The following is a 26796-nucleotide window of genomic DNA, read 5'->3' on the forward strand; positions in this document are numbered from 1 at the left end:
GGATTGCTTTATGCAGCTTTGTACTTCCGAAGCGCCAAACCACCCAGCGCCGTCAGGAGCAGCAGACCGCCCGCAGGCAGCGGGATCGGTGCCGTATCGGCGAGATCAAATTCGAAAGTCGAGTAGCCAACACCAGCCCCAGCGGATGCATTATCAACGAACAAGAGACTCGTGATGCTTGCAAAGCCGGTGAAATCGACAACACCGTTCGCGGTGAAGGTTGACGACCCTAAGGCGACCAAGTCGTCGAAGGCGGTGATGGTGACGCTGTCTCCGGGATTCCAGCCGTCAATGTCGAACGTCAGGTTGGTGACCGCAGACGTAAAATCCATTGTTCCACCGGCGGCGGCGCCCGACCCAAAAGGACTCACGAAGCAGAAGCCATCGACTTGACCCGCGCAGAAGGTGCCGACCAGCAGGTTTCCACCGGACTCCTGGGTCACGGTTGCGCCGGGGACGGAAAAACTCCCGACGTTCGTGCCTTGCACGCCACTAAAATCGAGGCTGGCCGCAGACGCAGCGGTAGCCGTCATGCCAAGAATGACGAGAGTAGTTAAAGCTTTCATGTTGTTGTCCTCAAAAAAGGTGCACTATTGACTCTCTCCAACATGGAGAGACCTACGTCTTATGGTTAGGCGGAAATTAATATGTCGGCAAGATTCTTTGGCAAATCAATCAAATTTCGCACAAGTATGGTTATCGCCGCGCCGATCGTTTCGAGTGTCAGACGTTCTGGTCGGCTGTCATATGGCCAGATGCCCGCGAGGAAGCTCCGCGCCAGTCGGCCTCTCTCCCGGACCGAGTGAGAGCATCTCGCGAAAGCCCGGTCGCAACAATCTCAGCCGTCAAAGCTACTGCCAGCCATCCGTCACTCTGGGGGGCAACCGGGGCGAGACGCGCCAGCAGCACTTCGTATCAGATATCAGAGGACCGGCGGACCCGCAGCGCCACGCCCGTAAGCGCGGTAAAGGCCAGTCGCAAGGCCCGATCACCGCCAACCCGATCCGACTGAGGCGCAAGCAAAAGGGCGGAGAGCGCCGTCGTAAGCCCGTAGCTCGCCGAGGCCAGCAGGACCGCATCCGCCGTCTCGGACAGATCCGCCGCAATCGCGCTGGCAATGGGGGAAAGCAGCAACCCGTTCGCGCCGATCACGCCCACGGCGGCCATAAGAGTCAGCACCGCTCGGGCCGGGACCGGCTGGCTCATTGCGGGACCGCGCATGGCATGGAGCAGGGCGGCCTAGCGGTCCGGCGTGGCAAAATGCTTGGACAGCTTCAGCCCCTGGCCCTGATAATTCGAGGCGATCCCCGCGCCATACAGCTGGGTCGGGACCTCTGCCATGCGTTCATAGACCAGGCGTCCGACGATCTGGCCGTGTTCCAGCACGAAAGGCGCCTCGTGACAGCGCACTTCGAGCACGCCGCGCGACCCGGCCCCCCCGGCCGCCGCATGGCCGAACCCGGGGTCGAAGAACCCGGCATAGTGGACGCGGAATTCGCCGACCATGGCGAGGAAGGGCGCCATCTCGGCGGCGCAATCGGGGGGGATATGCACGGCCTCTCGGCTCACGAGGATGTAGAAGGCACCGGGGTCGAGAATGATGCGGCCCTGATCGCTGTGAACCTCTTCCCAGTATTCGGCGGGCGGGTAATGGTCGATCTTTTCCAGATCGATCACGCCCGTATGGGGTTTGGCCCGGTAGCCGACCAATGTGCCGCGCTCGGGGCGCAAATCGACCGAGAACCCGAGCCCCTGATCGATATGGGCCGGGCCGGAGACCAGCGGCGTCTCCGCATGGCGCGCGCGCAGATCCGTGTCGTCGAGCACGGCCTGACCGGTGCGAAACCGGATCTGGTTCAGCCGCATGCCCGGCCGCACCAGCACCGAAAAAGAGCGCGGGCAGATCTCGGCATAAAGCGGCCCGGAATACCCCGCGGGGATACGGTCAAACTCGGTGCCCCCATCGGAGATCGTCCGCGTGAGCAGGTCGAGCCGCCCGGTGGAGCTCTTGGCGTTGGCCACGGCCTGCACCGTTTCGGGCAGGTTCAGATGCTCCATCAACGGGACGACATAGACGCAGCCCTTCTCCAGAACGGCACCGTCCTGAAGCGAGATCCGGTGCATCTCGAAATCGGCGAGTCGGTCGGCGACAGTGGCCCCTTCGCCCGCCAGAAACGACGCGCGGACCCGGTAAGCCACGGTGCCCAGGCGCAGGTCGAGGCTGGCCGGTTGGACCTGGCCCTCGGTGATGGCGGGCTCGGCAGAGATCGCACCGGCGGCGATCATCTCGGACAGGGTCTGGCAGGGTAGGACGCCCGGGCTGGGCAGGGTCGGCACGGACATGGTCGCCTCCGTCGCAGCGTCCTGCGGCGGACGGCGCGCGCCGGAGCAGTGTCGAAATGGTCGGGCTAGCAGGACTCGAACCTGCGACCTTCCGTCCCCCAGACGGACGCGCTACCAGGCTGCGCCATAGCCCGACACTCCCGCGTGTTTACCCGTTTGAGCGCCGGGGGCAACCCGTATTTCGCGGCTTTTGGGGCAAGAATTGCGACGCGGTGGCGCGCAGGCGGCGTGGCCTAGCCCGTCTCGGCATCCGCGTGGCCACCGCTGAGCCGCGCCTTGAGCGCGAGCAGGGCCGAGACCGATTGCTGGGCCTGTTCGCGGGTGACAGCCTTGGCCGTGGGCGGGGCCGCGCGGAGCTGTGCCGCGACCTTGCTGAGCCCGGACGGTGCCTGCGGGCTGGCCCCGGGCAAGGTGGGTTTTGCGGGGGCCGGTGCCGCCCGGGACGAGAAAAGCGGCAAAGGCTCGCTCTCGGCGGCGGGTTCGGCGGGCGCGTTGTCCGGGGTCGCAAATGTGCTGGCCGAAAGCTCGACAACCGTATCGTCAGGCGCTTGGGCCTGTGCTGCGGGTTCGGGCGCGGCGGGTTCGGGCGCGGCGGGCGCCTCGGTCAGGCTGCGGTCGCACCGCTCGGCCACATGCTTGGCGCCTTTTTCGCGCAGGAGCTTCTGCACACCGCGAATGGTCATGCCATCATCGTGCAAAAGCACCCGAATCCCGGCCAGCAGCGCCATATCGTTGGGGCGGTAGTACCGCCGTCCACCCGCGCGCTTGACCGGTTTGACCTGCGAGAACTTGCTCTCCCAGAACCGCAGCACATGGGTGGGCACGCCGAGCCAGTCGGCGACCTCGCTAATGGTCCGAAACGCGTCGGCAGATTTCTCCATCATCCCTCCGAGAGGTCCCGGGCCTGGTCCGGTCCGGCCTTAGCTGGCCCGGTTGCCATTCGCGACCCGCTCTTTCATCAGGTGAGAGGGGCGAAAGGTCAGAACACGGCGCGGGTGGATCGGAACCTCCTCCCCGGTCTTGGGGTTGCGGCCGATTCGGGCGGACTTGTCCCGGACACTGAAGGTGCCGAAGGACGAGATCTTGACGCTCTCGCCGCGCACAAGGGCGTCGGACATATGGGTCAGAATGCTCTCGACCAATTGGGCGGATTCGTTGCGCGACAAACCCACTTCGCGGAATACCGCGTCGCTCAGGTCCATGCGTGTCAGTGTCTTGTCGGTCATACGTCCCCCCATCCATCTCAGTACGAGCAGTATGCCCGGCGCGGTTTTCGAGTCAATATCAAGGGGTTGCAGATTGGCCTTGAGAAGCCGTTAAAACCGGCCCGCAAAGACACTTACCAGCGAAGAACCACCGATCCCCAGGCCAATCCGCCGCCGATCGCCTCGGTGACGACGATATCGCCTTCGGTGATCTGGCCATTGGCCACCCCGACCGAGAGCGCGAGCGGGATCGAGGCGGCGGAGGTATTGCCGTGTTCCTGCACGGTCACGACCACCCGGTCCATGCCCACGCCCATCTTGCGCGCGGTGGAGGCGATGATGCGCAGGTTCGCCTGATGGGGCACGACCCAGGTCACATCGCCGGTCCCGAGCCCGGCCTTTTCCAGGGCGGTTTCGGCGGTCTGGGCGAGTTTCTCGATGGCGTGGCGGAAGACCTCCTTGCCCTCCATCCGCAGATATCCGGTGGTCTGGGAGGCCGAAACGCCGCCATCCACATAGAGGATATCCTTGTGGCGCCCGTCGGAATTCAGGTCCGTGGCGAGGATCCCGCGATCCGCGGAGGTGCCTGCGCCCTCGCGCGCCTCCAGGATCACGGCGCCGGCGCCATCCCCGAAGAGCACACAGGTGCTCCGGTCCGACCAGTCCATGATCCGGCTGAAGGTCTCGGCCCCGATGACCAGCACGCGGTTTGCCTGCTCGGACAGGATCAGCGCGTTGGCATTGGCCAGCGCGAAGACGAAACCGGCACAAACCGCTTGAACATCAAAGGCATAGCCCTTGGTCATGCCCAGTCGCGCCTGCACCATGGTGGCCACGGAGGGAAAGGTCAGATCGGGGGTCGAGGTCGCCACGATGATCGCGTCGATGCTGCCCGCGTCGATCCCGGCCCGGGCAATCGCGGCTTCGGCCGCGTGGGTGGCCAGATCGGAGGTCTTCTCTCCCTCGGCCGCGAAATGCCGCTGCTCGATCCCGGAGCGTGTGCGGATCCACTCATCGGTGGTGTCGACCGTCTTTTCGAGCTCGGTATTCGTTACAATGCGTTCCGGCAAATAATGCCCGACGCCAATCACTACTGCGCGTTTACCCATTCGCGGACCCTGAAACCTCTTTGCGCTCAATCTGTTCAGTGTCGCGCGCGCGGCCCGCGGAGGCAACCCGTGCGGCAAGACGTTCCGTGAACCCTGACTGAGCAAGGATGAAGGCCAGTTTAATGGCCGCTGCGACACCTGTGGCATCGGCCGAACCGTGCGATTTCACCACAGTGCCATTGAGGCCCAGAAACACGCCGCCATTGACCCGGCGCGGGTCGATCCGTTTGGACAGGCGTCGCAGGGACGTATAGGCGAGCAGGGCGGCGATCTGAGACCAGGGGGTCTTCTTGAAGGCCTCGGTCAGAAAGTCGCGGATCAGAGCGGCGGTGCCCTCGGCGGTTTTCAGCGCCACATTGCCCGTGAACCCGTCGGTGACGATCACATCGACCCGGTCCGACGGGATATCGCCGCCCTCGACGAAGCCTACGAAGTCAAACCGGTTGTCCTCGGCGGCATTCGCGATCAGGTCATGGGCGGCCTTGAGCTCGGCCCGGCCCTTATGCTCTTCGGTGCCCACATTCAGCAGGCCGATCCGCGGATGGGCGAGGCCCAGCCCGTTGCGGGCATAGGACGCCCCCATCAGGGCATAGGCCAGCAGGTCCTGCTCGTCGGCTTTGATATCCGCGCCCACATCCAGCATCACGTTGAACCCCGAGGCCGCGCGGGAGGGCCACAGGCAGGCAATCGCCGGGCGGTTGACCCCGGGGGCCTTGCGCAGGCGCACCATGCTGAGCGCCATCAGCGCGCCGGTATTGCCGCAGGAAACGCAGACCGTCGCCTCTCTGTTGCGGACCGCGTCGATCGCGCTCCACATCGAGGTGGCCTTGCCGTTGCGCATCACCTGGCTCGGTTTGTCGTCCATCGTGACGACATCCTCGGTGGCACGAATCACGACACGGTTGAGCAGCTCCTTGCGCTTGGCGACAAGGGGCGCGAGCTCATCGGCATTGCCGTGCAGCAGAAAGGCGATGTCTGGATTTTTGTCGGCGGCGATGGATAACCCGGCGACAATTGCCGCCGGTCCCTGGTCGCCGCCCATCGCATCCACAGAGATGACGGTGCCCGTCAGCCCATGTGGGGCCGGGTCCGCTTGGCCCCCTGTCTCATCGGGCGTTCTGCCCTGCGAGGTGACTGAGGCCATGCGCTCTTACCCCGGTTTGCGCATTTCGTCCGCTTATGCCGCGTCGTCGTCGAGATCGATCTCGTCGGCCTGCGCGATCACTTCGCGCTCGGCGTAGTGGCCGCAGGACGCACAGACGTGGTGCGGACGCTTCAGCTCACCGCAATTCGGGCACTCGTTCGGGTTGCCCGCGACAAGCGCGTCATGGGACCGTCGCTGACCGCGACGGGACTTTGTGATCTTATTCTGAGGGACTGCCATGTCTCAACCTCGGGTTCTGGGGGCAGTGCCCCGGTGTTCTTGGGTGGCGCTCTGCGCCATACGATCCGCTCGCGCGTCGGGTGTTCAGCGCAAGCTCAGAGCGAGGCGCGGAACATACTGTGATTCCGATAGGGCGCAAGTGTTTTGTGCGCCGCGTTTAAACCGTGACATGGGGGTGTCGCAAGCCTATTTCGCCCTGCCGATGCGCCGCAGGGCGCTTATTGCTCCGAGCTGTCGGGTTTCGACACCACACGCAGGCCCTGCAGGGCGGCAAACGGGTGGGCATCCTGGTCTGTCATTGCGGCCTTTCCCGGCTCGGTGAAGACCGCCTCGCCCAGCTCGACCCCGTCGGCGCGCGGATAGAGGGGCAGGGCCAGAGCCAGCTCTTCGGCCAACAGCGCCGCGAGGTCCAGGGTCGCGGGCACGGGCCCGGCATTGTCATCCTCGGGCATCTCGATTTCGGCGCCATCGGGCTCGGACCAGTCCGACAGAAAGCGCCGCTCGATCGTCTCTTCGATCCGGGTGCTGACCGGGGCGAGGGTCACGCTGCAAGGCTGGACCACCGTCGCGCCCAGCTCGGCCTGCAGGATCCAGTCCGCCTTGCCCAGCGGTTGCAGGGCACCGGTCAGGCGCACCTTGCGCAGATCGGTCAGGTCCATCTCCCTGGCAAGCGCGGCCAGATCGGCCTCCTCCGGTGTCAGGGAAAACCGCGTCGGCTTGCGCGACGACAGATCCGCGAGGCGCAGCACATGGGGACGCAATTGCGGCGTGTCGGTCTCCGGGCTGGGGGACGGATGCGGATGCTCGGTCATCGGGGGCTCCTTTCGGCGGGGTCGTCTGTTGGCATGGTCCGGCGGACAGCGCCCGGAGCGTCCGGCTCCGGGCTGGGTGAACTTCCGCGCGGATCGATCACCTCCCGGGGAGGAGCGCTTGATCCAGCGGGCAGAGTTCGGTATCGCACGGGGGCTGCTTGTAACATCTGCTCAGGGTTGTTGACGCGATTTGCACATGGGGACGTGCCAGAACATGAAATATGTCGGCTCTCGGCTCGGCAAAAGCCTTGCGGGCGTGATTCTCGTTCTGTCCCTTGTGGGCTGTTCCGCGACCTATCGCAACTCGGGCTATGTGCCCACCGAGGATGAACTGGCCGAAATCGCCGTGGGGATCGATGATCGCAGCTCGGTCGAAGAGACCGTGGGCCGCCCTGTCTCGCAAGGGGTGATCGCCGATCAGGCCTGGTATTTCGTGGGCACCCGCTGGGAGTATTTCGCCTATCGCGCGCCGCAGCAGATCGACCGGCAGGTCGTGGCGATCTCCTTCGATGACGGCGGCACGGTCGAGAATATCGAGCGGTTCACCCTGGCCGATGGCGAGGTCATCCCGCTCAATCGCCGGGTCACCGACAGCAATATCGAAGGGGTGTCCTTGATTCGTCAGCTGCTCGGCAATATCGGCAATTTCGACGCGGGCAACTTCCTGAACTAGATGCCCGACCGGGCGTTTGTCACAGCTGCGCGGTGAAGGCCGCGTCGAAGCGCGTGGTCAGAAACGCGTATTGCGGCGCGAACACCTCGCGGAAATGGGCGTGAACTGCCTCGGGCACGTCCATCTGCTGGCTCACATGCACCTTGCGGCGTAGCCCCCAGGGATCCTCGCGCTCCAGCCCGGCAAAGCGTTCGATCTGGCGCATGACGCCTTCAGGATCGGCGCTGATCTGACCATAGGGCAGGTAGAGCAGGCGGCGGTCATCGAATTGCGCGTCCCAGCGCGGGATATAGGTCTTGTAATCACCCCGGTTCAGGATCGCCGGATCCTGCGCGTGGCGCATCCAGGCGCGGGTGCTGGACGGGGTGATCTTGCGGCGCGACAGGTTCATGCGCAGCTGCGACAGGGCGCGGGTGACCGGGTCGCGCAGGATGTAGATGAACCGCGCCTCGCGCAGGAACTTCGCGAGGAAATCCACGCCCTCCTCGGGGAGGGTCGAGTATTCCGGGGTCACATCGAGACAGAGCTGCCGTGCCGGGGCGCGGGAGAAGACGGCCTTGTACCATGTGCCGTTATGGGTGGGCTGGGCGATCAGCCGGTCGAGATAGGCGATGTAGTCCGGGTCCGGCTCGGGCTGGTTCCGGAGGTGGCGGCGCATCGAGGCATCCACACCGCGCACGAGGCCCGCGCGGATCCAGTCGCGGTTCTCCGGACAGAATTTGTGGTCGAAGAAATGGACCTCCTTGAAGGGCGGCACCCAGATATCCGAGCGCGCCTGACAGACGCGGTAGAGCCAGCTCGTGGCCGCCTTTTGCGCGCCGATGCAGACAAGGTCGGGTTTGCGGCCGATCATGGGGGGCTCCGGATGGGATGGGCGCAGGGTACCCGTCCCGCGCCTAAGGGCAAGAGCGGCGCCTCGGGCCTTTGTCCGGGGCTAGCCGCCCGCGCGCTCTTCGAGGTCGAGCCATTCATCCTCTGCGGCCTGCAGCGCGGATTGGCGTTCCACGAGGGCCTCGGTGGCCTTCTGGAACTTCACCGGCTCACGCGTGTAGAGGTCGGGCATTGCGAGGAATTCTTCGAGCTTGGCGATCTCGGCCCCGAGCCGGTCGATCTCGTCGGGCAGGGCCTCCAGCCGGTGCCGCTCGGTAAACGACAGCCCCGTCTTTGACGGGGCGGACGCGCCCGGCGCCTCGGTCTTGCTCTGGGGTTTTGAGGCCGGTTTCGCCGCCGGTCTGGTCTGGGCGGGTCCCGCCGAAGCGGTGTCCGCTTCGGCCCGCTGGCTAAGATAATCGCTCCAGCCGCCGGCATAGGCCGTGGCGCGCCCGTCGCCCTCCATGGCGATGGTGGTGGTGGCGACCCGGTCGAGGAAATCCCGGTCGTGGCTGACCAGCAGGACGGTGCCGGGGTAGTCCGACAGGATCTCCTGCAGCAGATCGAGCGTTTCGATGTCGAGATCGTTGGTCGGCTCGTCGAGCACCAGCAGGTTGCTTTCCCGCGCCATGATTCGCGCCAGAAGCAGCCGGGCCCGCTCGCCCCCCGACAGGGCGCGCACCGGGCTGCGGGCCTGATCATCGGTGAAGAGGAATTCCTTGAGATAGCCCACCACATGGCGCGGGGTGCCGCGCACCATCACCTGATCGGCGCGCCCGGCCACGCGCATCTCCTTGTCACCGGTCAGGTTCTCCCAGAGCGAGGCATCGGGGTCGAGCCCCTCCCGGCGCTGATCGAACACCGCCGTTTCGAGATTGGTGCCCAGGGTCACGCTGCCACTATCAGGGGCCAGCTCGCCCGTGAGCATCTTCAGCAGCGTCGTCTTGCCCGCCCCATTGGGGCCGACAAAGGCGATCCGGTCGCCGCGCAGCACGCGCAGATCGAAGGGCCGCAGGATGGTCTTGTCGCCAAAGGCCTTGGCGATGCCGCGCGCCTCGATCACCCGTTTGCCCGAGCTCTTGCCCGCCTCGAGTGCCATCTCGGCCGTGCCCTGGCGGCGGATCATGTCGGCGCGCTGCTGGCGCAGCTCGCCCAGGGCGCGGACCCGGCCCTGATTGCGCTTGCGGCGCGCGGAGATGCCTTCGACCGCCCAGCGGGCCTCGGCCTTGATCTTGCGGTCGAGCTTGTGGCGGGCGAGGTCTTCTTCTTCCCAGGTCTTGTCGCGCCAGGCTTCGAAATCCGCAAAGCCCCGTTCCTGCCGCCGCACCACGCCGCGATCAATCCACAGGGACGCGCGGGTCAAGGCCGTCAGAAAGGCCCGGTCATGGGAGATCAGCACGAAAGCCGCGCGGGTGCAGCGCAGGTGGTCTTCGAGCCAGGCGATGGCCTGGATGTCGAGATGGTTGGTCGGCTCGTCGAGCAGCATCAGCTCCGGCGCTTCGGCCAGAAGCCGGGCGAGGGCGGCGCGACGGCGTTCGCCCCCCGAGGCGGCCTCCGTGGCGATGTCGAGATCGAGCTTCAGCCCTTCGGCGGCGATATCGATCCGGTAGGCTTCGGACGGATCGAGCGTTGCACCGGCGAAATCGCCCAAGGTCGCGTAGCCCGAAAGATCCGGGTCCTGCTCCATATAGCCAACGGAGGTCCCGGGGGCGGCGGTGACGGTGCCTGTATCGGCCTCGACCTGACCGGCCATGACCTTCATCAGGGTGGATTTGCCCGATCCGTTGCGGCCCACAAGGGCGACGCGGTCACCGGGCTGGATCACCAGATCGAGTCCGGTAAAGACCGGGTTGCCGCCATATCCCAGGCGGATGTCGTTGAGCTGAAGAAGAGGGGGACGTGCCATGGCGCGGAGGTATGGGGCACGGGGCGCGGGGTCAATGGGGATCGTGGCGCAGACCGGATCTGCGGGCGGCGCTTGTGGCGCGGGCAGGAGCCTCCGGCGGGGATATTTGGAGACTTAAGTCGGGGCAAATGCCTGCAAGGCGGGCCTTGGCGCGTGCTGTGGGGGTGGGACCGGTTATGCCCCCTTTCACCTCAGCGCTGCTTGGACTAAGACGCGCGCAGTCCGAAGCCGGAGGATTGCGCCCATGACTGCCCCTATCTCAGAGCCTGCGATAACCCCTGATCTGATTGCTGCCCACGGGCTGTCGCCAGACGAGTATGCTCGCATTCTCGAGATCATCGGGCGGGCGCCCAGTTTCACCGAGCTGGGGATCTTCTCGGCCATGTGGAATGAGCATTGTTCCTACAAGTCGTCGAAGAAGTGGCTGCGCACCCTGCCGACCGAGGGGCCGCAGGTGATTTGCGGGCCCGGGGAGAACGCGGGCGTGGTCGATATCGGCGACGGACAGGCGGTGGTCTTCAAGATGGAGAGCCATAATCACCCGTCCTATATCGAGCCCTATCAGGGGGCGGCGACCGGGGTCGGGGGCATTTTGCGCGATGTCTTCACCATGGGCGCGCGGCCCGTGGCGGCGATGAACGCACTCAGCTTTGGCGAGACCAGCCATCCCAAGACCAAATCCCTCGTGGCCGGTGTGGTCGAGGGGATCGGCGGCTATGGGAATTGTTTCGGCGTGCCGACTGTCGGCGGCGAGGTGCGGTTCCACGCGGCCTATAACGGCAATTGCCTGGTGAATGCCTTTGCCGCGGGGCTCGCGGATGCGGACAAGATCTTTTACTCGGCGGCCTCCGGTGTGGGCATGCCGGTCGTCTATCTCGGGGCCAAGACCGGGCGCGACGGCGTTGGCGGGGCGACCATGGCCAGCGCCGAGTTTGACGACACGATCGAGGAAAAGCGCCCCACGGTGCAGGTCGGCGACCCCTTCACCGAAAAGCGCCTGATGGAAGCGACGCTGGAGCTGATGCAGACCGGGGCCGTGATCTCGATCCAGGATATGGGGGCGGCAGGCCTGACCTGTTCCGCGGTCGAGATGGGGGACAAGGGGGGCCTTGGCATCCGCCTCGATCTGGAGCGCGTGCCCGTGCGCGAGGCGGCGATGACCGCCTATGAGATGATGCTCAGCGAGAGCCAGGAGCGGATGCTCATGGTGCTCAACCCCGCGCTTGAGGCCGAGGCCAAGGCGGTGTTCGACAAGTGGGATCTGGATTTCGCCATCGTCGGTGAGACGATTGCCGAGGACCGCTTCCTGATCGTGCTGAACGGCGAGACGAAAGCGGACCTGCCTTTGTCGAAACTGGCCTCCAGCGCGCCGGAATATGACCGCCCCTGGGTGCCGACGCCTGAGGCGGCGGAGATGGACCCGGTCCCGGCGGTGGATCCGATTGACGGGCTCAAGGCGCTGCTGGCCAGCCCGAACTACGCCCGCAAGCACTGGGTCTGGGAGCAATATGACACGCAAGTGATGGCCGACACCCTGCGCACGCCTGGTCTGGGCGCGGGCGTGATCCGGGTCCATGGCACCGACAAGGCGCTGGCCTTCACCAGCGATGTGACCCCGCGCTATGTGCGCGCCAACCCGGTGCAGGGCGGGCGCCAGGCCGTGGCCGAAGCCTATCGCAACCTGATCTCCGTGGGCGCGACCCCGCTGGCCACGACCGACAACCTGAACTTCGGCAACCCGGAAAAACCCGAGATCATGGGACAGTTCGTGGGGGCCATTCAGGGGATCGGCGAGGCCTGTGCGGCGCTCGACATGCCCATCGTGTCGGGCAATGTCAGCCTTTACAACGAGACCGACGGGCAGGGGATCCTGCCGACCCCGACCATTGGCGCGGTGGGGCTGATCGCCGAGACCGAACAGGCGATTGCCGGCCAGCCGGCAGCGGGGGAGCTCGCCTTGCTGGTGGGCGCAACCGAGGGGCATCTGGGGCAATCGGCGCTTCTGGCCGAAGTGTTCCACCGCGAGGATGGCGACGCGCCTTCCGTGGATCTGGAGGCCGAACGGGCGGCGGGACAGTTCATCCTCGACAATCGCGACTGGATCTCGGCCTGCACGGATCTGGCCGATGGCGGGCTTGCGCTGGCAGCTTTCGAGATGGCGGAGGCCGCGGGGCTCGGCCTAACGCTGGATGCCACGGAGATGGGCACGCTCTTTGGCGAGGATCAGGGCCGCTACCTGATCGCCTGCAGCTATGACGCGGCCGAGGCCCTGATGGTGGCTGCGGGACAGGCCAGCGTGCCGATCGAGACCGTGGGCCGGTTCGGCGGGGACGAGATTGCGCTTGGCGGTGCGAAAGCGTCGCTGGCAGAACTCAGCACGCTCTATCGCGGGGCTTTCGAAGACGCCGTGGCCTGAGCCCGCGCGGCTTCGAACCGAGGCGTGACGAAAAAGGCAGGGCGCATGAAATTTGCGCCTGCACCCGGTCTCAGGGGCCGCCACCTCTGGACGCCCGGGCCGTGACCTTGCAGGATCGGGGTCAGAAGCTTACTATACATGTACGAAAAAATCAGGATTAAGCCCATGCCGATGCATGCCGATGAAATCGAAGCGCTCCTGCGAGAAACCTTTCCCGATGCGCAAATTGACGTTCAGGGCGACGATGGCGTCCACATGTCCGCGATGGTCGTCGATGAGAGCTTTCGCGGCAAGAATCGCGTCCAGCAGCAGCGCGCGGTCTATGCGGCCCTGAAGGGCAAGATGGACGGCTCTGCCGGAGACCTTCATGCCCTGGCCCTGACCACCAAAGCGCCTGGATGATGTTCGAGTTCGTCTGGACCACACCCATCGTGGTCTTGTCGGGCGCGCTGGTCGGCGTGCTTTTGATCCGGGCCATCTGGGTCGTGCGCGCCGAGGACCGTCACCCGCCGCCGAGAGGGAGCGAGCCAGGCGCGGGCTTCACAGAGATCGAAGCGAATTATCATTCTGGCGGACCGGGCGGAGGTCATTCGACCATCATCCGCGTTCCCAGAGACCCACAGGAATATGCACGATCCTTCGTGCCTCACCATGCCAAAGGACAAAATGATGAGTGACGCAAACGAGCGCATCAAAGAGACCGTAGCCGGAAGCGACGTGGTTCTCTTCATGAAGGGCACCAAGTCGATGCCGCAATGTGGCTTCTCCAGCCGCGTGGCGGGGGTGCTGAACTTCATGGGGGTCGAGTACACGGATGTGAACGTGCTCGCCGATGAAGAGCTGCGCCAGGGCATCAAGGACTACTCGGACTGGCCGACCATCCCGCAGCTCTACGTCAAGGGAGAGTTCGTGGGCGGCTGCGATATCATCACCGAGATGACCCTTTCGGGCGAACTGGACACCATGTTCGACGACAATGCCGTCGCCTATAACAAGGACGCTGCCGACAAGATCCGCGAAGCCAACGCCTGATCTCCGGCACGAGAGATACGGGGCGCTCCGGTTGCGGGGCGCCTTTTCCATTGGAGGCGCCATGGACCGGCACTCTGAGCAGACCCAGGTGCCGCCCGAGATCACCTTTGTGCGGTTGTCCGAGATCGACCCGCATGAGATCGTCCGCCACATGTCCGACCCCCGCGTGGCCGAGCATATGCCCCTTCTGACCGGTGCCTGGGACAAGGCGACGGTGGCGGAGTTTGTGCGCCAGAAAGACGCCTGTTGGACACGGGACGGGCTGGGCCATTGGGCGTTCCTCTGCGACGGGCGCTATGTCGGCTGGGGCGGGTTTCAGAAGGAGGGCGCGGAATGGGATTTCGGCCTCGTCCTGCGGCCCGGTGCCTTCGGTCTGGGCACCCGTATCGCGCGGCAGGCGCTGGCTTTTGCGCGCGCCGACCCGCGCATTCCTTTCGTGACCTTTCTGCTGCCCCCCACCCGCAAGGCATTGGGCGCGCTGACACGGCTGGGCGCGCGCCCCTTGGGCGAAATCGCGTATGAGGGTGCGGTGTTTCTCAAGTTCCGGCTTGAGACGGGCAGGGGGTGACCCGGACCCGGCCAAAGTGAATGCGCCCTGAGGCGCGCAAGAGTTTTGCGCGGCATCGGGCCCGCGCATTCTGCCGCATGCGCGGTGAAAGCCGGGTTTTCCTTACGCGACCTTAATCCTTCGCACCTATGCCGGAGCCGGGGCATCGACCAGTTTCTGGCCGGTCTTCGGGACCTTTCGGCGTGCGAGTGATGGACGGACAATCAATTGAGCTGAACGAAGCGGCGCGGAGCGTGGCCTTGACCGTGCGCCGCGGCGCGCTGGAGCCGCTTTGGCTGCTCTGCGTGGCGATAGCGGTTGATGTGCCCGTCTTCACCCTGGCATTCTGGTTCGCCCTCTATGGTTCTGTTCCGGCGACAGAATTCGCGCCTCTGGTCGCGGCGGCTCAGGCGGCATCGGGCGCGGTTCTGGTTGCGGTGGCTCTCGCGGCCAGTGGCGCCTATCGCAACAAAACCATGGCCAATCTGCCGGCCTTTCTCAGCGCCACGCTGCTCGCGGTTCTTGTGCCGGGTTTGGGACTGCTGCTCCTCGCGCCGGTGACGGGGCTCGGACCTGCGCTCTGGGCCTTTGGGCTCAGCCTGCTCGTGGCGATTCTGCCCACGCGGATCGGCGCGCGGGCCATTCTGCGCTGGGTGATCGACACCGGTCTGATCGCGCGCCGCACGGTGATTGCCGGGGGCGGCGAGGAAGCTGCCCGACTGATCCGCGGCGTGCATGCGCGGACAGGCAATGACATCCGGTTTTACGGAATTTTCGACGACCGCAATGATGCCCGATCCCCGCCTCAGGTGCTGGGGGTGCCCAAGATCGGGGGCTATGATGACCTGATCGCCTTCGTGCGCGCCTCAGCCATTGATCTGGTAATCATCGCGCTGCCCCATACCGCCGAGGCGCGGATCAAGTGGTTGCTGGATGAGTTCCGCGTGCTGCCGGTGGAAGTGGGCCTGTCTACCCACAGCAAGGATTACGCGTTTGACCAGGGGGGCGGGCCCTATCTGCAAAAGCTCAGGCGCAGTTTCGCGCCGGAATGCCGGTTGACCAAGCGGATCTTCGATATCGTCTTTGCGCTGGTCGCGCTTGGGGTGCTGTGGCCGGTGATGCTGGCGGCAGCTCTCGCCATTCGCCTTGAGAGCAAGGGGCCGACCCTGTTCCGGCAGCTGCGCCATGGCTACAATGACCGCACGATCGAGGTGCTGAAGTTCCGCTCCATGTATGCCGAGGATAGCGATCCCGCGGCCGAGCGGATCGTGACCAGGGGGGATCCCCGGGTCACCAAGGTCGGTCGTTTCCTGCGCCGCAGTTCGATTGATGAGCTGCCGCAACTGTTCAATGTGCTCCGGGGGGATCTGTCTCTCGTCGGCCCCCGACCGCATGCGATCAGGGCGCAATCGAGCCAGCAGGATCTCTTTACCCAGATCGTGGACGGATATTCCGCCCGGCACCGGCTCCCCCCCGGGATCACCGGATGGGCGCAGATCAACGGTTGGCGCGGCGAGATCGACCGCGCCGACAAGCTCGAGGCGCGCTATGCCCATGATCTCTATTACATCGAGAACTGGTCGATCTGGCTGGATCTTCAGATCCTCCTGCGCACGCCTCTCAGCTTGTTGAGTTCCAAGGGCGCGTATTGACCGCATAAGACGCGGTGTGTGACGCGCCTAGCGCGTGACGGCGCAGGACGGCAGACGCGCTGCGCGCCACTCGTGCCGATCCCGACGGGACCACGCGTGATGTCACGACAGTGGCGGAGCGATTGGGCCGGTGGGCATACCGCATGTCGCGGCTGTCGCGGACTGATCCTGGGGCAAGACCGAAGATGCGAGCCTTGGCTTGGGGACGTGGCTTCGCGAATGCGCGCCTCTGCTTCGTTTGGTGACCCGGAGCGCCCCGTAGGACCGCGCAGTTTCAAGCAGCGCGCAACGGGTGGCATCGGTCTGAAGACGACCCCTCTCGGGATGGCCCCGGCTTTCCCTGCGGAGGGCAGAACCGATCAACTCCTGTAGCTCCGGACCCCCTCGGATCTCACTGGGCGCGCGCCGTCCTTCGCTCAGGCGGTCGTCGTCGCCCGCAGCAGGCGGGCCCGGGCCGGGGGGATCGCGCCGATCTCCAGCCCCGTGAAAACATGCAACGTGTTGAGGTCCCGATCGACCACTGCATGATCGCTGACCCAGCCCCCCATCAACAGATAGGTCCGCAAGAGCGGTGGCATGGCCTGCATCGCGCGTTTGAGGTCCGGCTTGACCCGCGCAAGACCCGTGGCAAAGGGAAAGACACGCGGCGCCTTCACCCGGGGCAGCCAGCGCGGCGGGGCAAGATGCTTTTCGGTCAGCAGGGCAAAGGCATCCCGGTAGCGCGCGCTGTCGGTTCCTTGGAAGGAAGAGCAGCCAAAGAGAAGCTTCACATCATGGGCATCCACATAGGCGGTCAGCGCGGCCCAGGCGATCCGCAGGATATCGGGATCCGTATGGTCCGGGTGGATGCAGAACCGGCCCAGCTCGATGATCGGTCCCTCGAAGCTTTCCAGCGCCGAGAGCTCATAGAACTGCGCGGAGTAGCTGCGCGCGATATCCGCCCCATGGGCCAGGGGCAGGATCCGAAAACAGCAGACGAGAGTGCCCGTCGCGACCTCCTCGACCATGATATGGCTGCAGGCCGCATCGAACGCGTCACAATCGCGACCGTCCTTGCGCGCCGCCGCCCCGGTGCCATCCACGAAACTCAGATGCCGCAACCGCTGACAGGCCGCGATCTCGGCCTCGGTCTCGGCATGGCGCGCGGCATAGCGGCCTTTGGTCAATCGCAACATCGTCACCTCGTGGGGCCTTGGCGGTCGCGGTCCAGAGTATATCTATGGGCGTAACCTTCAATCCCGGTTGCGCGCAGGTTTGGCCCCGCGACGTGACCCCATGATGACCCCGCAGGAGGACCGATGGAAAAAGTCGTGAAAAGCGAAGAAGAGTGGCGCAATCAGCTCAGTGATCTGGCCTACAAGGTGACGCGCAAGCACGGAACGGAGCGGGCCGGGACCCACGAGGACTTTCCCAAGGATCCGGGCACCTATCGCTGCGTGTGCTGCGAGGCACCCCTGTTCGACCAGTCCCACAAGTTCGAAAGCGGGACCGGATGGCCCTCGTTCTACCAGCCGCTGGACGGCGATATGGTGGGCGAGAGCATCGACAAGAGCTGGTTCATGACCCGGACCGAGGTGCATTGCAATCGCTGCGAAGCCCATCTGGGCCATGTTTTCCCGGACGGGCCGCAGCCCACCGGGCTGCGCTATTGCATCAATGGCGTGGCCCTGACCTTCGAGCCCGAGGACTGACACCGCGCGGGTCCGCGCCGGGCATATATGTCCGGCGCCATGGCCCCGAGGTCACGGCATGCGCAACGCGCCGTCGAGCCGGATGGTCGTGCCGTTCAGATAGCCACAGGTGAGGATGAAGGCCACGAGGCGGGCATACTCCACCGGGTCGCCCAGACGCTTGGGAAAGGTCACATCGGCGGCCAGCGCATCCATGACCTCTTCGCCGAGCCCGATCAGCATCGGGGTTCGGAAAATCCCCGGCGCAATGGACATGGTGCGGATGCCTTCGCGCGCAAGGTCCCGCGCCATGGGCAGGGCCAGCCCGGCCACTCCGGCCTTGGATGCCGCATAGGCCGCCTGACCCTTCTGGCCATCGAAGGCCGCAATCGAGGCTGTCGTGACGATCACGCCGCGCGCCCCGTCTTCATCGGGCGCATTGCGCGCCATCTCCGCCGCCGCCAGACGTGCGATGTTGAAGGTTCCCACAAGGTTGATGTCGATCGTGCGCTGAAACGCCTCCAGCGGATGCGGCCCGTCCCGTCCGATGGTCTTCACACTGGTCGCGATCCCCGCGCAGGTCACACAGGCGCTCAGTCCCCCAAGCGCGGCGCTTGCCGCGGTCACGGCGGCGGCGGCGCTGTCCTCATCGCTGACATCGACCTCGACGAAGACTGCACCGGTCTCTGCCGCAAGTTGGTGGCCCCGCGCGGCATCCCGGTCGAGCACGGCCACCGCGGCCCCCTGGGCGCAGAGATGGCGCGCCGTGGCCTCTCCGAGGCCCGAGGCGCCGCCGGTGACAAGCACTTTGTGATCTTGAATGTCCATGGGGTCCTCCGGGATATGAACGCTTGTTCAATTCATTCCCGATCTGCACGTCCCTGTCCAGCCCCGTCAGGCGCCACCCGCGATCAACCGCGGGTCACACAGCGCCGCAAAACGTGAACGGCGCGTGAGGGTATCGGCGGGAAGCCGCTGAAAAAGCGCCGTTATTTCTGCGATGCTCAGCCGGAAGCAGCCGATCCGGTCACGATCTTCTGACGCATCTTGGATCGGGCCGCGGGCCTGCCTAGCTCGACAGACAGACCGGGCACAAGGACCCGGAGAGGCAAAGGAGACTTGCATGAAACCGCAGTATTCATCGCCCGCGCTGATCGGCGCTCTGGTGATTGGCATGGGCAGCGCGCCCGTCCTCGCAGGCAGTTTGGAAGATCCGGTGATCGCACCACCGCCCGCACCGCCGGTGATCGTGCCCGCCGGGGCGGACTGGACCGGCTTTTATGGCGGTGTGCAGCTTGGCTATGGCGATGTGGACAGCTCGGCATCCGGCGTGGACGGGGACGGCGCGATTGGCGGTTTGATCCTCGGCTATGACTATGATTTCGGGTCCTATGTGCTGGGCGCCGGGCTCGATTACGACATCGCCGATATCGATCTCGGCAGTGCCGCAACGCTCGAGGATGTGTTGCGCCTGAAACTGCGCGCCGGTGTCGAGGCGGGGCCGGCCCTGATCTATGCGACCGGCGGGTATGCCCGGGCGGGGACCGACAATCTCGGCAGCGATGATGGCTATTTCATCGGTGCGGGCGTGGATTATCCGATCACCGAAGCCTGGACCCTGGGCGGCGAGCTTCTCTACCACGAGTTTGACGATTTCGATGGCTCCGGTGTCGACGTGGACGCCACGACATTGCAGGCGCGCTTGTCCTTCCGGTTCTGAAACCGGGAGGCTGTTTCTCCTCCGGTGTGCTGCAAGGAGCGGGCCCCTCGGGGCCCGTTTTCCGTGTCGGACGACCCCGGGGGCCCTCTTGCCCGCATCTTGAGCCCGGTCCTCTATTCCAACCGGAGTGCGGAGTTGCTAAAGCCCTCGCAACCGGGCCATGCCCGGACAGCCCTGTGGGGAAGGAAGGCAGCAATCGTGACGGCTCTGCAACTGACCAATACCAAGACGCGCCGGAAAGAGGCGTTTGTCCCGCTCGATCCGAACAATGTGCGGATGTATGTCTGTGGGCCGACCGTTTACGACCGCGCCCATCTGGGCAATGCCCGTCCGGCGGTGGTGTTTGACATGCTATTCCGGGTGTTGCGCGTGGTCTACGGGCCCGGGCATGTGACCTATGTCCGAAACATCACAGATGTAGAGGACAAGATCAACGCGCGCGCCGCCGAGACCGGTCGGTCTATCAAGGAGATCACCGACGAGACCAGCCAGTGGTATCTCGACGACATGGAAGCTCTGGGCACTTTGGCACCGACCCATATTCCCCGCGCAACCCAATACATCCCGCAGATGGTGTCGATGATCGAGACACTGATTGCGGGCGGGCATGCCTATGCCGCCGAGGGGCATGTTCTGTTCGATGTGCGCAGCTACGCGGCCTATGGCGCCCTTTCGGGGCGCTCGGTGGATGACATGATCGCGGGCGCGCGGGTCGAGGTGGCACCGTACAAGCGCGATCCGATGGATTTCGTGCTGTGGAAGCCCTCCGATGCGGCCACGCCCGGTTGGGACAGCCCTTGGGGACGGGGGCGGCCCGGCTGGCATATCGAATGCTCGGCCATGAGCCGGGAGCTTTTGGGGGAAAGCTTCGATATCCACGGGGGCGGCAATGACCTGCAGTTCCCGCATCATGAAAACGAGATCGCCCAGAGCTGCTGCGCCCATCCCGAGGGGGAATTTGCGAAGGTCTGGATGCATAACGAGATGCTGCAGGTCGAGGGCAAGAAGATGTCCAAGTCTCTGGGCAATTTCTTCACCGTGCGGGATCTGTTTGACGAGGGGGTGCCGGGCGAGGTGATCCGACTCGTGTTTCTCGGGACCCATTACTCCAAGCCCATGGATTGGACCGCCGCCAAGCGCGATGAGGCGACCGGCGTTCTGCGGAAATGGCGCGCGGCGGTTGCAGGCATCGAGCCCGCGCCCGCCGCGTCCCCGTCCGTCATGGCGGCGCTGGCGGATGATCTTAACACGCCGGGTGCCATTGCGGGCCTGCACCAGCTGTACCGGGACGGGGACCTGCCCGGATTGCTGGTCTCGGCGCAGCTGATGGGGCTTCTGACCGACGAGATGGGCGGCTGGGCCGCGGCGCCTCAGGTCGATCTGTCGGCCCATGCCGCGGGATTGGCAGCGGCACGTGAGGCCGCCATGGCGAGCAAGGATTTCGCGGAAGTCGACCGCCTCAAATCCGCGCTTGTGGCGGCCGGGGTCGAGGTGCGCATGAGCAAGGCCGGGGTCGAGCTGGTCCCCGGACCCGATTTCGATGCTGCCAAGCTGGAGGCGTTGGCATGACAGGCGAGCGGCTTTTCCTCTACGATACCACCTTGCGCGACGGGCAGCAGACGCAAGGGGTGCAATTCTCCACCGCCGAGAAGCAGCAGATCGCGACGGCGCTCGACATGCTGGGGATCGACTATATCGAAGGCGGCTGGCCCGGTGCGAATCCGACGGATTCGGAGTTTTTCGCCACCAGACCCGCCTTTGATCATGCGCGCTTTGCCGCCTTTGGCATGACCAAACGCGCCGGGTTCTCGGCGGAGAATGACGATGTGCTGGCCGCCGTTCTGAATGCGGGCACGCCCTCGGTCTGTCTCGTGGGCAAATCCCACGAGTACCACGTGACCCGGGCGCTCGGCATCGAACTGGCCGAGAACACCGAAAACATCCGCCGCTCGGTCGCGCATATCCGCGCCCAGGGGCGGGAGGCGCTGTTTGACGCGGAGCATTTCTTTGACGGCTATCTGGCCAATCCGGACTACGCGCTGGAAACGCTCCATGCCGCGCTGGAGGCCGGGGCGCGCTGGGTCGTGCTGTGCGATACCAATGGCGGGCGGCTGCCGGCGGAGATCGGTGAGATCACGGCGGCGGTGATTGCAAGCGGCGTGCCAGGGGACCATCTGGGCATCCATACCCATAACGACACGGGCAATGCGGTGGCCAATTCTCTGGCGGCCATCGATGCGGGCGCGCGTCAGATCCAGGGCACGCTGAACGGGCTTGGAGAGCGCTGCGGCAATGCCAATCTGGTCACGCTGATCCCGACGCTCTTGCTGAAAGAACCGTATCGCAGCCGGTTCGAGACCGCTGTGACCGAGGACGCGCTTACCGATCTGGTCCGGGTGTCGCGCACGCTCGATGACATCCTCAACCGGGTGCCGACCAAGAGCGCGCCCTATGTGGGCGCCTCGGCCTTTGCCCATAAGGCCGGGCTGCACGCCTCGGCGATCCTGAAGGATCCGAGCACCTATGAGCATATCGCGCCCGAGGCCGTGGGCAATGCGCGCGTCATCCCCATGTCGAACCAGGCCGGGCAGTCCAACCTGCGCAAGCGGCTGGCGGATGCGGGGATCGAGATCGCCAAGGGCGACCCAAGGCTCGGCGCGCTTCTGGACGAGGTGAAGCGGCGCGAGGATCTGGGCTATGCCTTTGACAGTGCGCAGGCCAGCTTCGAGCTGCTGGCGCGGCGCCATCTGGAGGGGCTGCCGGAGTTTTTCGAGGTCAAGCGCTACCGGGTGACGGTGGAGCGGCGCAAGAACAAGTATAACGAGATGGTCAGCCTGTCCGAGGCGGTGGTGGTTCTGAAGATCGGCGATCAGAAGATGCTGTCTGTGTCGGAATCCATGGATGAGACCGGCTGCGATCGTGGTCCGGTGAATGCGCTGGCCAAGGCGCTCGGCAAGGATCTGGGCCCCTATACGCGCTTCATCGAGGATCTGAAGCTGGTGGATTTCAAGGTGCGGATTACCAATGGCGGCACCGAGGCCGTGACCCGCGTCCTGATCGACAGCGAGGACGGGCAGGGGCGGCGCTGGTCCACGGTCGGGGTGTCCGCCAACATCGTGGATGCGAGCTTCGAGGCCTTGGTCGAGGCGATTCAGTGGAAGCTGATCCGGGACGGCGCGACCGCGCAGGCGCTGGCCGCCGAATGACGCTCAACGCATGTGCCGCGCTGGTAGAGCGGGGGGACCCGGACCGGTTTCTCGCCACCATGGCCGCGCCCGTGGCCGCGCGGGCGGTGCTGTTTCCGGTCTATGCCTTCAATCTCGAAGTGAGCCGCGCCCCTTGGGTGACCGAGGAGGCGATGATCGCCGAGATGCGCCTGCAATGGTGGCGTGACACGCTCGAAGAGATCGGGCAGGGGGCCGAGCCGCGCGCCCATGAGGTGGTCGCGCCGCTGAGCGACGTGCTGGATGCGGAGGCAACAGAGGTGCTGGATCGCTTGATCGTGGCGCGCCGCTGGGAGATCTATCGCGACCCGTTCGAGGATGACGCGGCCCTGAGCACCTATCTGGAGGATACGGGCGCGGGGCTGGTCTGGACCCTCGGGCGGCTGCTGGGCGCGGGGCCCGAGGCCGAAGCGCCCTTGCGCGCACAAGGCTGGGCGGCGGCGCTTGCGCGGTACCTGCAGGCGGTGCCGGAGCTTGAGGCGCGCAACCGCATCCCCCTCGTGGATGGGCGGAGCGCGGCCGTGGCCGATCTGGCGCGGGCGGGGCTGGCGCGTCTGGCAGAGGCGCGCAAGGCGCGCGGTTCCGTGCCCAAAGCGGCGCTGCCCGCGCTTCTGGCCGGATGGCAGGCTGAACCTGTCCTGCAACAGGCTGCAGCGCATCCCGAGGATGTGGCCGCAGGGGCCTTGGGCGGGTCGGAGTTCGGCAAGCGCGCGCGTCTGGCCTGGATCAGCAGCACGGGGCGCTGGTAGGCCCATGGCCGGCGGCTGTCGCCCCCGGCCTGTTGTGCCTCAGATCGCCGGTTTCGGCTTCAGCACCAGCCAGATCAGCGCGCCGCCCGCCAGCGCCAGAAGGGGTGCCATGGCAAGGTTCACGGCGGTCCAGCCCGCGACCACATCGCCGCCCGAGCAGTTCATCAGCCCGCCCGAGGCCAGCGAGGCCATGGTCACGCAGCCAAAGACGATCGCGTCATTCAGGCCCTGGATCCGCCCGCGCTCTCCCGCGCTATGGGCCGAGGCGAGCATGGTGGTCGCCCCGATGAAGCCAAAGTTCCAGCCCACGCCCAACAGCGCCAGCGCGACAAAGAAATTCCCCAGCGCCACGCCCGACAGCGCCACGGCCCCGCCCGCGCCAAGGATCAGAAGGCCCGTGGCCACGATTTTCTCGACGCCGAACCGGTTGATCAGATGGCCGGTGAAAAAGCTCGGCGCGAACATGGCGATCACGTGCAGGCTGACCACATCCGCCGCATTCCCGGTGGTAAAGCCGCAGCCCACCACCGCCAGCGGGGTCGAGGTCATCACGAGGTTCATCAGCGCATAGGCCACCATGGCACAGATGATCGCGGTCACGATCACCGGATCGCGCAGCATCTCGCGTCGGGTCCGCCCGCCCTCGGGGCCCTTCTTGGCCGGGGCGGGTTTCGGGATGTCGAGAAAGAAGAACAGCCCGATCCCGATCAGGTTGATCGCCAGCGCCACCAGATACGTGCCCAGAAACGGCACCACGAAGAGATCGGTTGTCACCTTCACCAGCTGCGGCCCGATCAGGGCCGAGACCAGCCCGCCCGCCATCACATAGGAGATCGCCTTGGGCCGGAACCCCTCGCTCGCCGTATCCGCCGCCGCGAAGCGATAGAAGCCCTGCGCGCTCATATAGCTGCCCGTCAGGAACGACCCGAGCAGGAAGATCCAGAAATTGCCCGTGGCCAGGCCCATTGCCCCGATGATGCTGCCGAGCGCGCCGCCAAGGGCGCCGATGACGAAGCCTGTCCGACGTCCGAAGCGCTGCATCACCGCGGACAGCCAGGGCGCCGTGGCCATGGATCCGAACACGATCAGCGAGATCGGCAGGGTCGCAAGGCAGGGATGCGGGGTCAGCATCTGTCCGGCCAGCCCGCCGATGACGAAGATCATCGTGATCTGGCTGCCGAGAAAGGCCTGGGCCGCCACAAGGACCGCCACATTGCGCTTGGCGCGGGCGTCATCCATCGGGGCGGTCTCGGTCAGCATGGTCATGGGGCAGTGCTATCCGGTTGGGCGGGGCGGGGGAAGCGGCCTTTCGGTCGCGCTCTGGCGTCGGGGCGCGGTCATGCCGGGGCGATGAGATGGGCGAAGCTGCCTGCCACCGAACCCGCCCGCAAGCCCATCGCAGGCAGATCCGCGCCCGCCGCATCCCGCGCGGTAAAGAGCGGATCGCCCTCGGCCCTGAGGGTGCTGGCATAGTGGAATTCATGGCCCGTGAGCGGCCCCGCGAACCCGGCACCAAGCGGGGCAAGCTGCCGGTAGCCCAGATGCAGCTTGCGCGCCGCAAAAGAGGTCTCCAGCCGCAGCAGCCCTGCCATGGCGTGGCGCGTGCCATCGGCATCCACAAGCCCATCGCCCAGGACCATGTAGCCGCCGCATTCTCCATAGATCCGCGTCCCGGCCTGGGCTGCGGCGCGCAGGCTGTCGAGAAAACGCGCGGCAGCCGCGAGGCGACCGCCATGGAGCTCCGGGTAGCCGCCGGGCAAAAAGACCGCGTCGACCCCCTCCGGGATCGGCGCGTCGTCCAGCGGTGAGAAAACGCTCAGCGCGGCCCCGGCATCGCGCCAGGCGGCCAGCAGATGCGGATAGGCAAAGGCAAAGGCCGCGTCCCGCGCGACGGCGATCCGTTGACCGAGGGGCGGGATATGCGAGGCCCGGTTCGGGGCGGGCAGGGGCAGGGGTTCGGCCAACCCGATCAACGCGTCGAGATCCACGGCCTTTGCGGCAAGTGTGCCGGCACGGTCGAGAAAGGCGCGCAGATCGTGACGTTCTTCGGCCTGAACCAGTCCGAGATGGCGCGACGGGGTCCCGAGGGCCGTGTCCCGATGCACTGCGCCGTGCACGGGGATCCCAAGCGGCGCGAGTGCGGCGCGCAGCAGCGTCTCATGGCGGGGCGAGCCGACCTTGTTGAGGATCACGCCCGCGATGCGCACCTGCGGGTCGTGCCCGGCAAAGCCCGCGACCAGCGGCGCGATGGAGTGCGCCATGCGCGCAGCATCCACCACCAGCACCACGGGCAGGCTCAGCTGTCGCGCGAGATCCGCGCAGGATCCGCGCCCCGCGCCGCTGCCATCGGCGGCCCCATCAAAGAGACCCATGGCTCCTTCGATGATCAGGGTGCCGGGACCGGCGGCGAGATCGCGGATCATCCCCGGCGCCATGGCCCAGGCATCGAGATTGACACAAGGCCGGCCCGTGGCGGCGGCATGAAACTGCGGATCGATGTAATCGGGACCGGATTTCGCCCCACGCACGGCCATGCCACGCGCGGTGAGAGCCGCGAGTAGACCCAGTGTGACCGTGGTCTTGCCCGCGCCCGAGCCCGGAGCCGCGAGGATCAGCCCGCGCCCCGGATCTGCGCTCATCCGGCTTCGGCCGGGCGTCCCCGGCCCAGCGGGTCGAGATCCCGTGCGACGGCTCCGGCGGCCATGGCCTGCCAATCGAGCACCTGCCGCATCAGCACCGCGCGCCCGACACAGATGATCGCCGGCGGCGTCAGACCGCTTTCGGCGATATCCTCGGCCACGCGGCCCAGTGTCGTCTCGAGCACCTGCTGATGCTCGGTCGCCGCCGATGTCACCACGGCCACGGGTTCTTCAACCGCGCGCCCGCCCGCGATCAGTGCCGCCGAGATCCGCGCGATGTGCTTCATGCCCATGTAGATCACGATGACCTGACTGCCCCGAGCGATCCCTTCCCAGTCGAGGGTCGAGGGGGTCGCGCCGCTCTGGTCGTGGCCGGTCACGAAGGTCACGGATTGGTTCACGTCGCGATGGGTCACCGGCACGCCCGCATAGGCTAGCCCGCCGATCCCGGCGGAGATGCCGGGGATGATCCGGATCGGGATGCCGTGCTGCACAAGGCTCTGGGCCTCTTCACCGCCACGGCCAAACACGAAAGGGTCGCCGCCCTTGAGGCGCAGCACACGCCGCCCTTCGCGCGCCAGCGCCACCAGCCGGAGCGAGATGTCCCGCTGCTTGGCCGAGGGTTTGCCCCCGCGCTTGCCCGCATAGATCTTTTCGGCCTGCGGATTGGCCCAGCTCAGGACGCGATCATCCACCAGCGCGTCATAGACGATCACATCCGCCTGGCGCAGGGCATTGACCGCGTGCAGGGTCAAAAGCCCCGGATCGCCGGGGCCAGCACCGCAGAGCCAGACCCAGCCGGGCTCCATTGCGGGAAGATCGTGGAAAAGAGAGTCGCTCATGGC

Annotated in this window: 28 protein-coding genes and 1 tRNA gene; 12 read left to right on the top strand and 17 right to left on the bottom strand. The window is 65.9% G+C overall.

Features of this window, described 5'->3' with window-relative positions:
• Window positions 1–8: 8 nt before the first annotated feature.
• From ACP15I_RS07200 to ACP15I_RS07245, 10 genes are all read right to left on the bottom strand, one after another.
• A complete protein-coding gene (locus ACP15I_RS07200) occupies window positions 9–566 on the bottom strand; it encodes a hypothetical protein (protein ID WP_424974525.1) in 558 nt (185 codons plus the stop codon).
• 349 nt (window positions 567–915) lie between these two features.
• Window positions 916–1206 (bottom strand): hypothetical protein, encoded by a 291-nt coding sequence (locus ACP15I_RS07205; protein WP_424974526.1) that lies wholly within the window; start codon window positions 1204–1206, stop codon window positions 916–918.
• A 33-nt stretch (window positions 1207–1239) separates the two neighbouring features.
• Entirely contained in the window at window positions 1240–2343 is a 1104-nt protein-coding gene (locus ACP15I_RS07210; protein ID WP_424974527.1) for a 2'-deoxycytidine 5'-triphosphate deaminase, read from the bottom strand.
• A 57-nt stretch (window positions 2344–2400) separates the two neighbouring features.
• A tRNA-Pro gene (locus ACP15I_RS07215) sits at window positions 2401–2477 on the bottom strand.
• Between the two features lie 99 nt (window positions 2478–2576).
• Entirely contained in the window at window positions 2577–3224 is a 648-nt protein-coding gene (locus ACP15I_RS07220) for a MerR family transcriptional regulator (protein ID WP_424974528.1), read from the bottom strand.
• A gap of 39 nt (window positions 3225–3263) precedes the next feature.
• Window positions 3264–3569 (bottom strand): integration host factor subunit alpha, encoded by a 306-nt coding sequence (gene ihfA, locus ACP15I_RS07225; RefSeq protein WP_424967617.1) that lies wholly within the window; start codon window positions 3567–3569, stop codon window positions 3264–3266.
• Window positions 3570–3682: 113 nt separating this feature from the next.
• On the bottom strand, window positions 3683–4657 hold the full coding sequence (locus ACP15I_RS07230; RefSeq protein ID WP_424974529.1) for a beta-ketoacyl-ACP synthase III: 975 nt from the start codon (window positions 4655–4657) through the stop codon (window positions 3683–3685).
• Complete coding sequence (gene plsX, locus ACP15I_RS07235; RefSeq protein WP_424974530.1) at window positions 4650–5801, bottom strand: phosphate acyltransferase PlsX; 1152 nt, start codon at window positions 5799–5801, stop codon at window positions 4650–4652. The genes ACP15I_RS07230 and plsX overlap by 8 nt, the downstream gene beginning before the upstream one ends.
• Window positions 5802–5834: 33 nt before the next feature.
• Window positions 5835–6041 carry a 50S ribosomal protein L32 gene (gene rpmF / locus ACP15I_RS07240; RefSeq protein ID WP_424967620.1) on the bottom strand — a complete coding sequence of 69 codons (207 nt, stop codon included), beginning with the start codon at window positions 6039–6041 and terminating at the stop codon, window positions 5835–5837.
• Between the two features lie 218 nt (window positions 6042–6259).
• Window positions 6260–6853 carry a YceD family protein gene (locus tag ACP15I_RS07245; protein WP_424974531.1) on the bottom strand — a complete coding sequence of 198 codons (594 nt, stop codon included), beginning with the start codon at window positions 6851–6853 and terminating at the stop codon, window positions 6260–6262.
• A 214-nt stretch (window positions 6854–7067) separates the two neighbouring features.
• Between ACP15I_RS07245 and ACP15I_RS07250 the strand changes: the two genes are divergently transcribed.
• Window positions 7068–7526, top strand: a complete 459-nt coding sequence (locus tag ACP15I_RS07250) for an outer membrane protein assembly factor BamE (protein ID WP_424967622.1) — start codon at window positions 7068–7070, stop codon at window positions 7524–7526.
• A 19-nt stretch (window positions 7527–7545) separates the two neighbouring features.
• Here the strand turns inward: ACP15I_RS07250 and ACP15I_RS07255 are convergent, their stop codons facing one another.
• Together ACP15I_RS07255 and ACP15I_RS07260 are read right to left on the bottom strand one after the other, a co-directional pair.
• Entirely contained in the window at window positions 7546–8379 is an 834-nt protein-coding gene (locus tag ACP15I_RS07255) for a sulfotransferase family protein (protein ID WP_424974532.1), read from the bottom strand.
• Window positions 8380–8460: 81 nt separating this feature from the next.
• Window positions 8461–10302, bottom strand: coding sequence for an ABC-F family ATP-binding cassette domain-containing protein (locus tag ACP15I_RS07260; RefSeq protein WP_424974533.1), 1842 nt, complete (start codon window positions 10300–10302; stop codon window positions 8461–8463).
• Between the two features lie 256 nt (window positions 10303–10558).
• Here ACP15I_RS07260 and purL point away from each other — a divergent pair, with 256 nt between their 5' ends.
• The 6 genes from purL to ACP15I_RS07290 all read left to right on the top strand — a co-directional run bounded on the left by purL (window position 10559) and on the right by ACP15I_RS07290 (window position 15949).
• Window positions 10559–12718, top strand: coding sequence for a phosphoribosylformylglycinamidine synthase subunit PurL (gene purL / locus ACP15I_RS07265; protein WP_424974624.1), 2160 nt, complete (start codon window positions 10559–10561; stop codon window positions 12716–12718).
• 165 nt (window positions 12719–12883) lie between these two features.
• A complete protein-coding gene (locus ACP15I_RS07270) occupies window positions 12884–13120 on the top strand; it encodes a BolA/IbaG family iron-sulfur metabolism protein (RefSeq protein ID WP_424967733.1) in 237 nt (78 codons plus the stop codon).
• Window positions 13120–13395 carry a hypothetical protein gene (locus tag ACP15I_RS07275; protein ID WP_424974534.1) on the top strand — a complete coding sequence of 92 codons (276 nt, stop codon included), beginning with the start codon at window positions 13120–13122 and terminating at the stop codon, window positions 13393–13395. The genes ACP15I_RS07270 and ACP15I_RS07275 overlap by 1 nt, the downstream gene beginning before the upstream one ends.
• Window positions 13388–13750 (top strand): Grx4 family monothiol glutaredoxin, encoded by a 363-nt coding sequence (grxD, locus tag ACP15I_RS07280; RefSeq protein ID WP_424974535.1) that lies wholly within the window; start codon window positions 13388–13390, stop codon window positions 13748–13750. Before ACP15I_RS07275 ends, grxD begins: the two co-directional genes overlap by 8 nt.
• 61 nt (window positions 13751–13811) lie before the next feature.
• The gene (locus tag ACP15I_RS07285; protein WP_424974536.1) at window positions 13812–14318 is read left to right on the top strand and encodes a GNAT family N-acetyltransferase; all 507 of its coding nucleotides are present in this window, start codon (window positions 13812–13814) and stop codon (window positions 14316–14318) included.
• Between the two features lie 191 nt (window positions 14319–14509).
• Window positions 14510–15949, top strand: coding sequence for an exopolysaccharide biosynthesis polyprenyl glycosylphosphotransferase (locus ACP15I_RS07290; RefSeq protein WP_424974537.1), 1440 nt, complete (start codon window positions 14510–14512; stop codon window positions 15947–15949).
• A gap of 416 nt (window positions 15950–16365) precedes the next feature.
• On the opposite strand, the gene ACP15I_RS07295 is transcribed toward ACP15I_RS07290, so the two are convergent.
• Complete coding sequence (locus tag ACP15I_RS07295) at window positions 16366–17124, bottom strand: GNAT family N-acetyltransferase (protein ID WP_424974538.1); 759 nt, start codon at window positions 17122–17124, stop codon at window positions 16366–16368.
• A gap of 123 nt (window positions 17125–17247) precedes the next feature.
• On the opposite strand from ACP15I_RS07295, the gene msrB reads away from it, so the two are divergent.
• Window positions 17248–17640 carry a peptide-methionine (R)-S-oxide reductase MsrB gene (gene msrB, locus ACP15I_RS07300; RefSeq protein WP_424967630.1) on the top strand — a complete coding sequence of 131 codons (393 nt, stop codon included), beginning with the start codon at window positions 17248–17250 and terminating at the stop codon, window positions 17638–17640.
• A gap of 51 nt (window positions 17641–17691) precedes the next feature.
• Here the strand turns inward: msrB and ACP15I_RS07305 are convergent, their stop codons facing one another.
• Complete coding sequence (locus ACP15I_RS07305) at window positions 17692–18447, bottom strand: SDR family NAD(P)-dependent oxidoreductase (RefSeq protein WP_424974539.1); 756 nt, start codon at window positions 18445–18447, stop codon at window positions 17692–17694.
• Window positions 18448–18742: 295 nt separating this feature from the next.
• On the opposite strand from ACP15I_RS07305, the gene ACP15I_RS07310 reads away from it, so the two are divergent.
• From ACP15I_RS07310 to ACP15I_RS07325, 4 genes are all read left to right on the top strand, one after another.
• Window positions 18743–19339 (top strand): outer membrane protein, encoded by a 597-nt coding sequence (locus ACP15I_RS07310; RefSeq protein ID WP_424974540.1) that lies wholly within the window; start codon window positions 18743–18745, stop codon window positions 19337–19339.
• 198 nt (window positions 19340–19537) lie between these two features.
• Window positions 19538–20908 (top strand): cysteine--tRNA ligase, encoded by a 1371-nt coding sequence (gene cysS / locus ACP15I_RS07315; protein WP_424974541.1) that lies wholly within the window; start codon window positions 19538–19540, stop codon window positions 20906–20908.
• Window positions 20905–22545: a citramalate synthase gene (cimA, locus tag ACP15I_RS07320; protein ID WP_424974542.1), complete on the top strand. Its 1641-nt coding sequence runs from the start codon at window positions 20905–20907 to the stop codon at window positions 22543–22545. The genes cysS and cimA overlap by 4 nt, the downstream gene beginning before the upstream one ends.
• Window positions 22542–23312, top strand: coding sequence for a squalene/phytoene synthase family protein (locus ACP15I_RS07325; protein ID WP_424967635.1), 771 nt, complete (start codon window positions 22542–22544; stop codon window positions 23310–23312). The genes cimA and ACP15I_RS07325 overlap by 4 nt, the downstream gene beginning before the upstream one ends.
• A 39-nt stretch (window positions 23313–23351) precedes the next feature.
• On the opposite strand, the gene ACP15I_RS07330 is transcribed toward ACP15I_RS07325, so the two are convergent.
• The 3 genes from ACP15I_RS07330 to cobA form a co-directional block, all read right to left on the bottom strand.
• Complete coding sequence (locus ACP15I_RS07330) at window positions 23352–24578, bottom strand: MFS transporter (RefSeq protein ID WP_424974543.1); 1227 nt, start codon at window positions 24576–24578, stop codon at window positions 23352–23354.
• Window positions 24579–24649: 71 nt separating this feature from the next.
• Window positions 24650–25951, bottom strand: coding sequence for a cobyrinate a,c-diamide synthase (locus tag ACP15I_RS07335; RefSeq protein WP_424974544.1), 1302 nt, complete (start codon window positions 25949–25951; stop codon window positions 24650–24652).
• A complete protein-coding gene (cobA, locus tag ACP15I_RS07340; RefSeq protein WP_424974545.1) occupies window positions 25948–26793 on the bottom strand; it encodes a uroporphyrinogen-III C-methyltransferase in 846 nt (281 codons plus the stop codon). Before cobA ends, ACP15I_RS07335 begins: the two co-directional genes overlap by 4 nt.
• Window positions 26794–26796: the final 3 nt, after the last annotated feature.

The sequence above is a fragment of the Dinoroseobacter sp. S124A genome (genome assembly GCF_049801015.1).
GTDB lineage: Bacteria > Pseudomonadota > Alphaproteobacteria > Rhodobacterales > Rhodobacteraceae > Dinoroseobacter.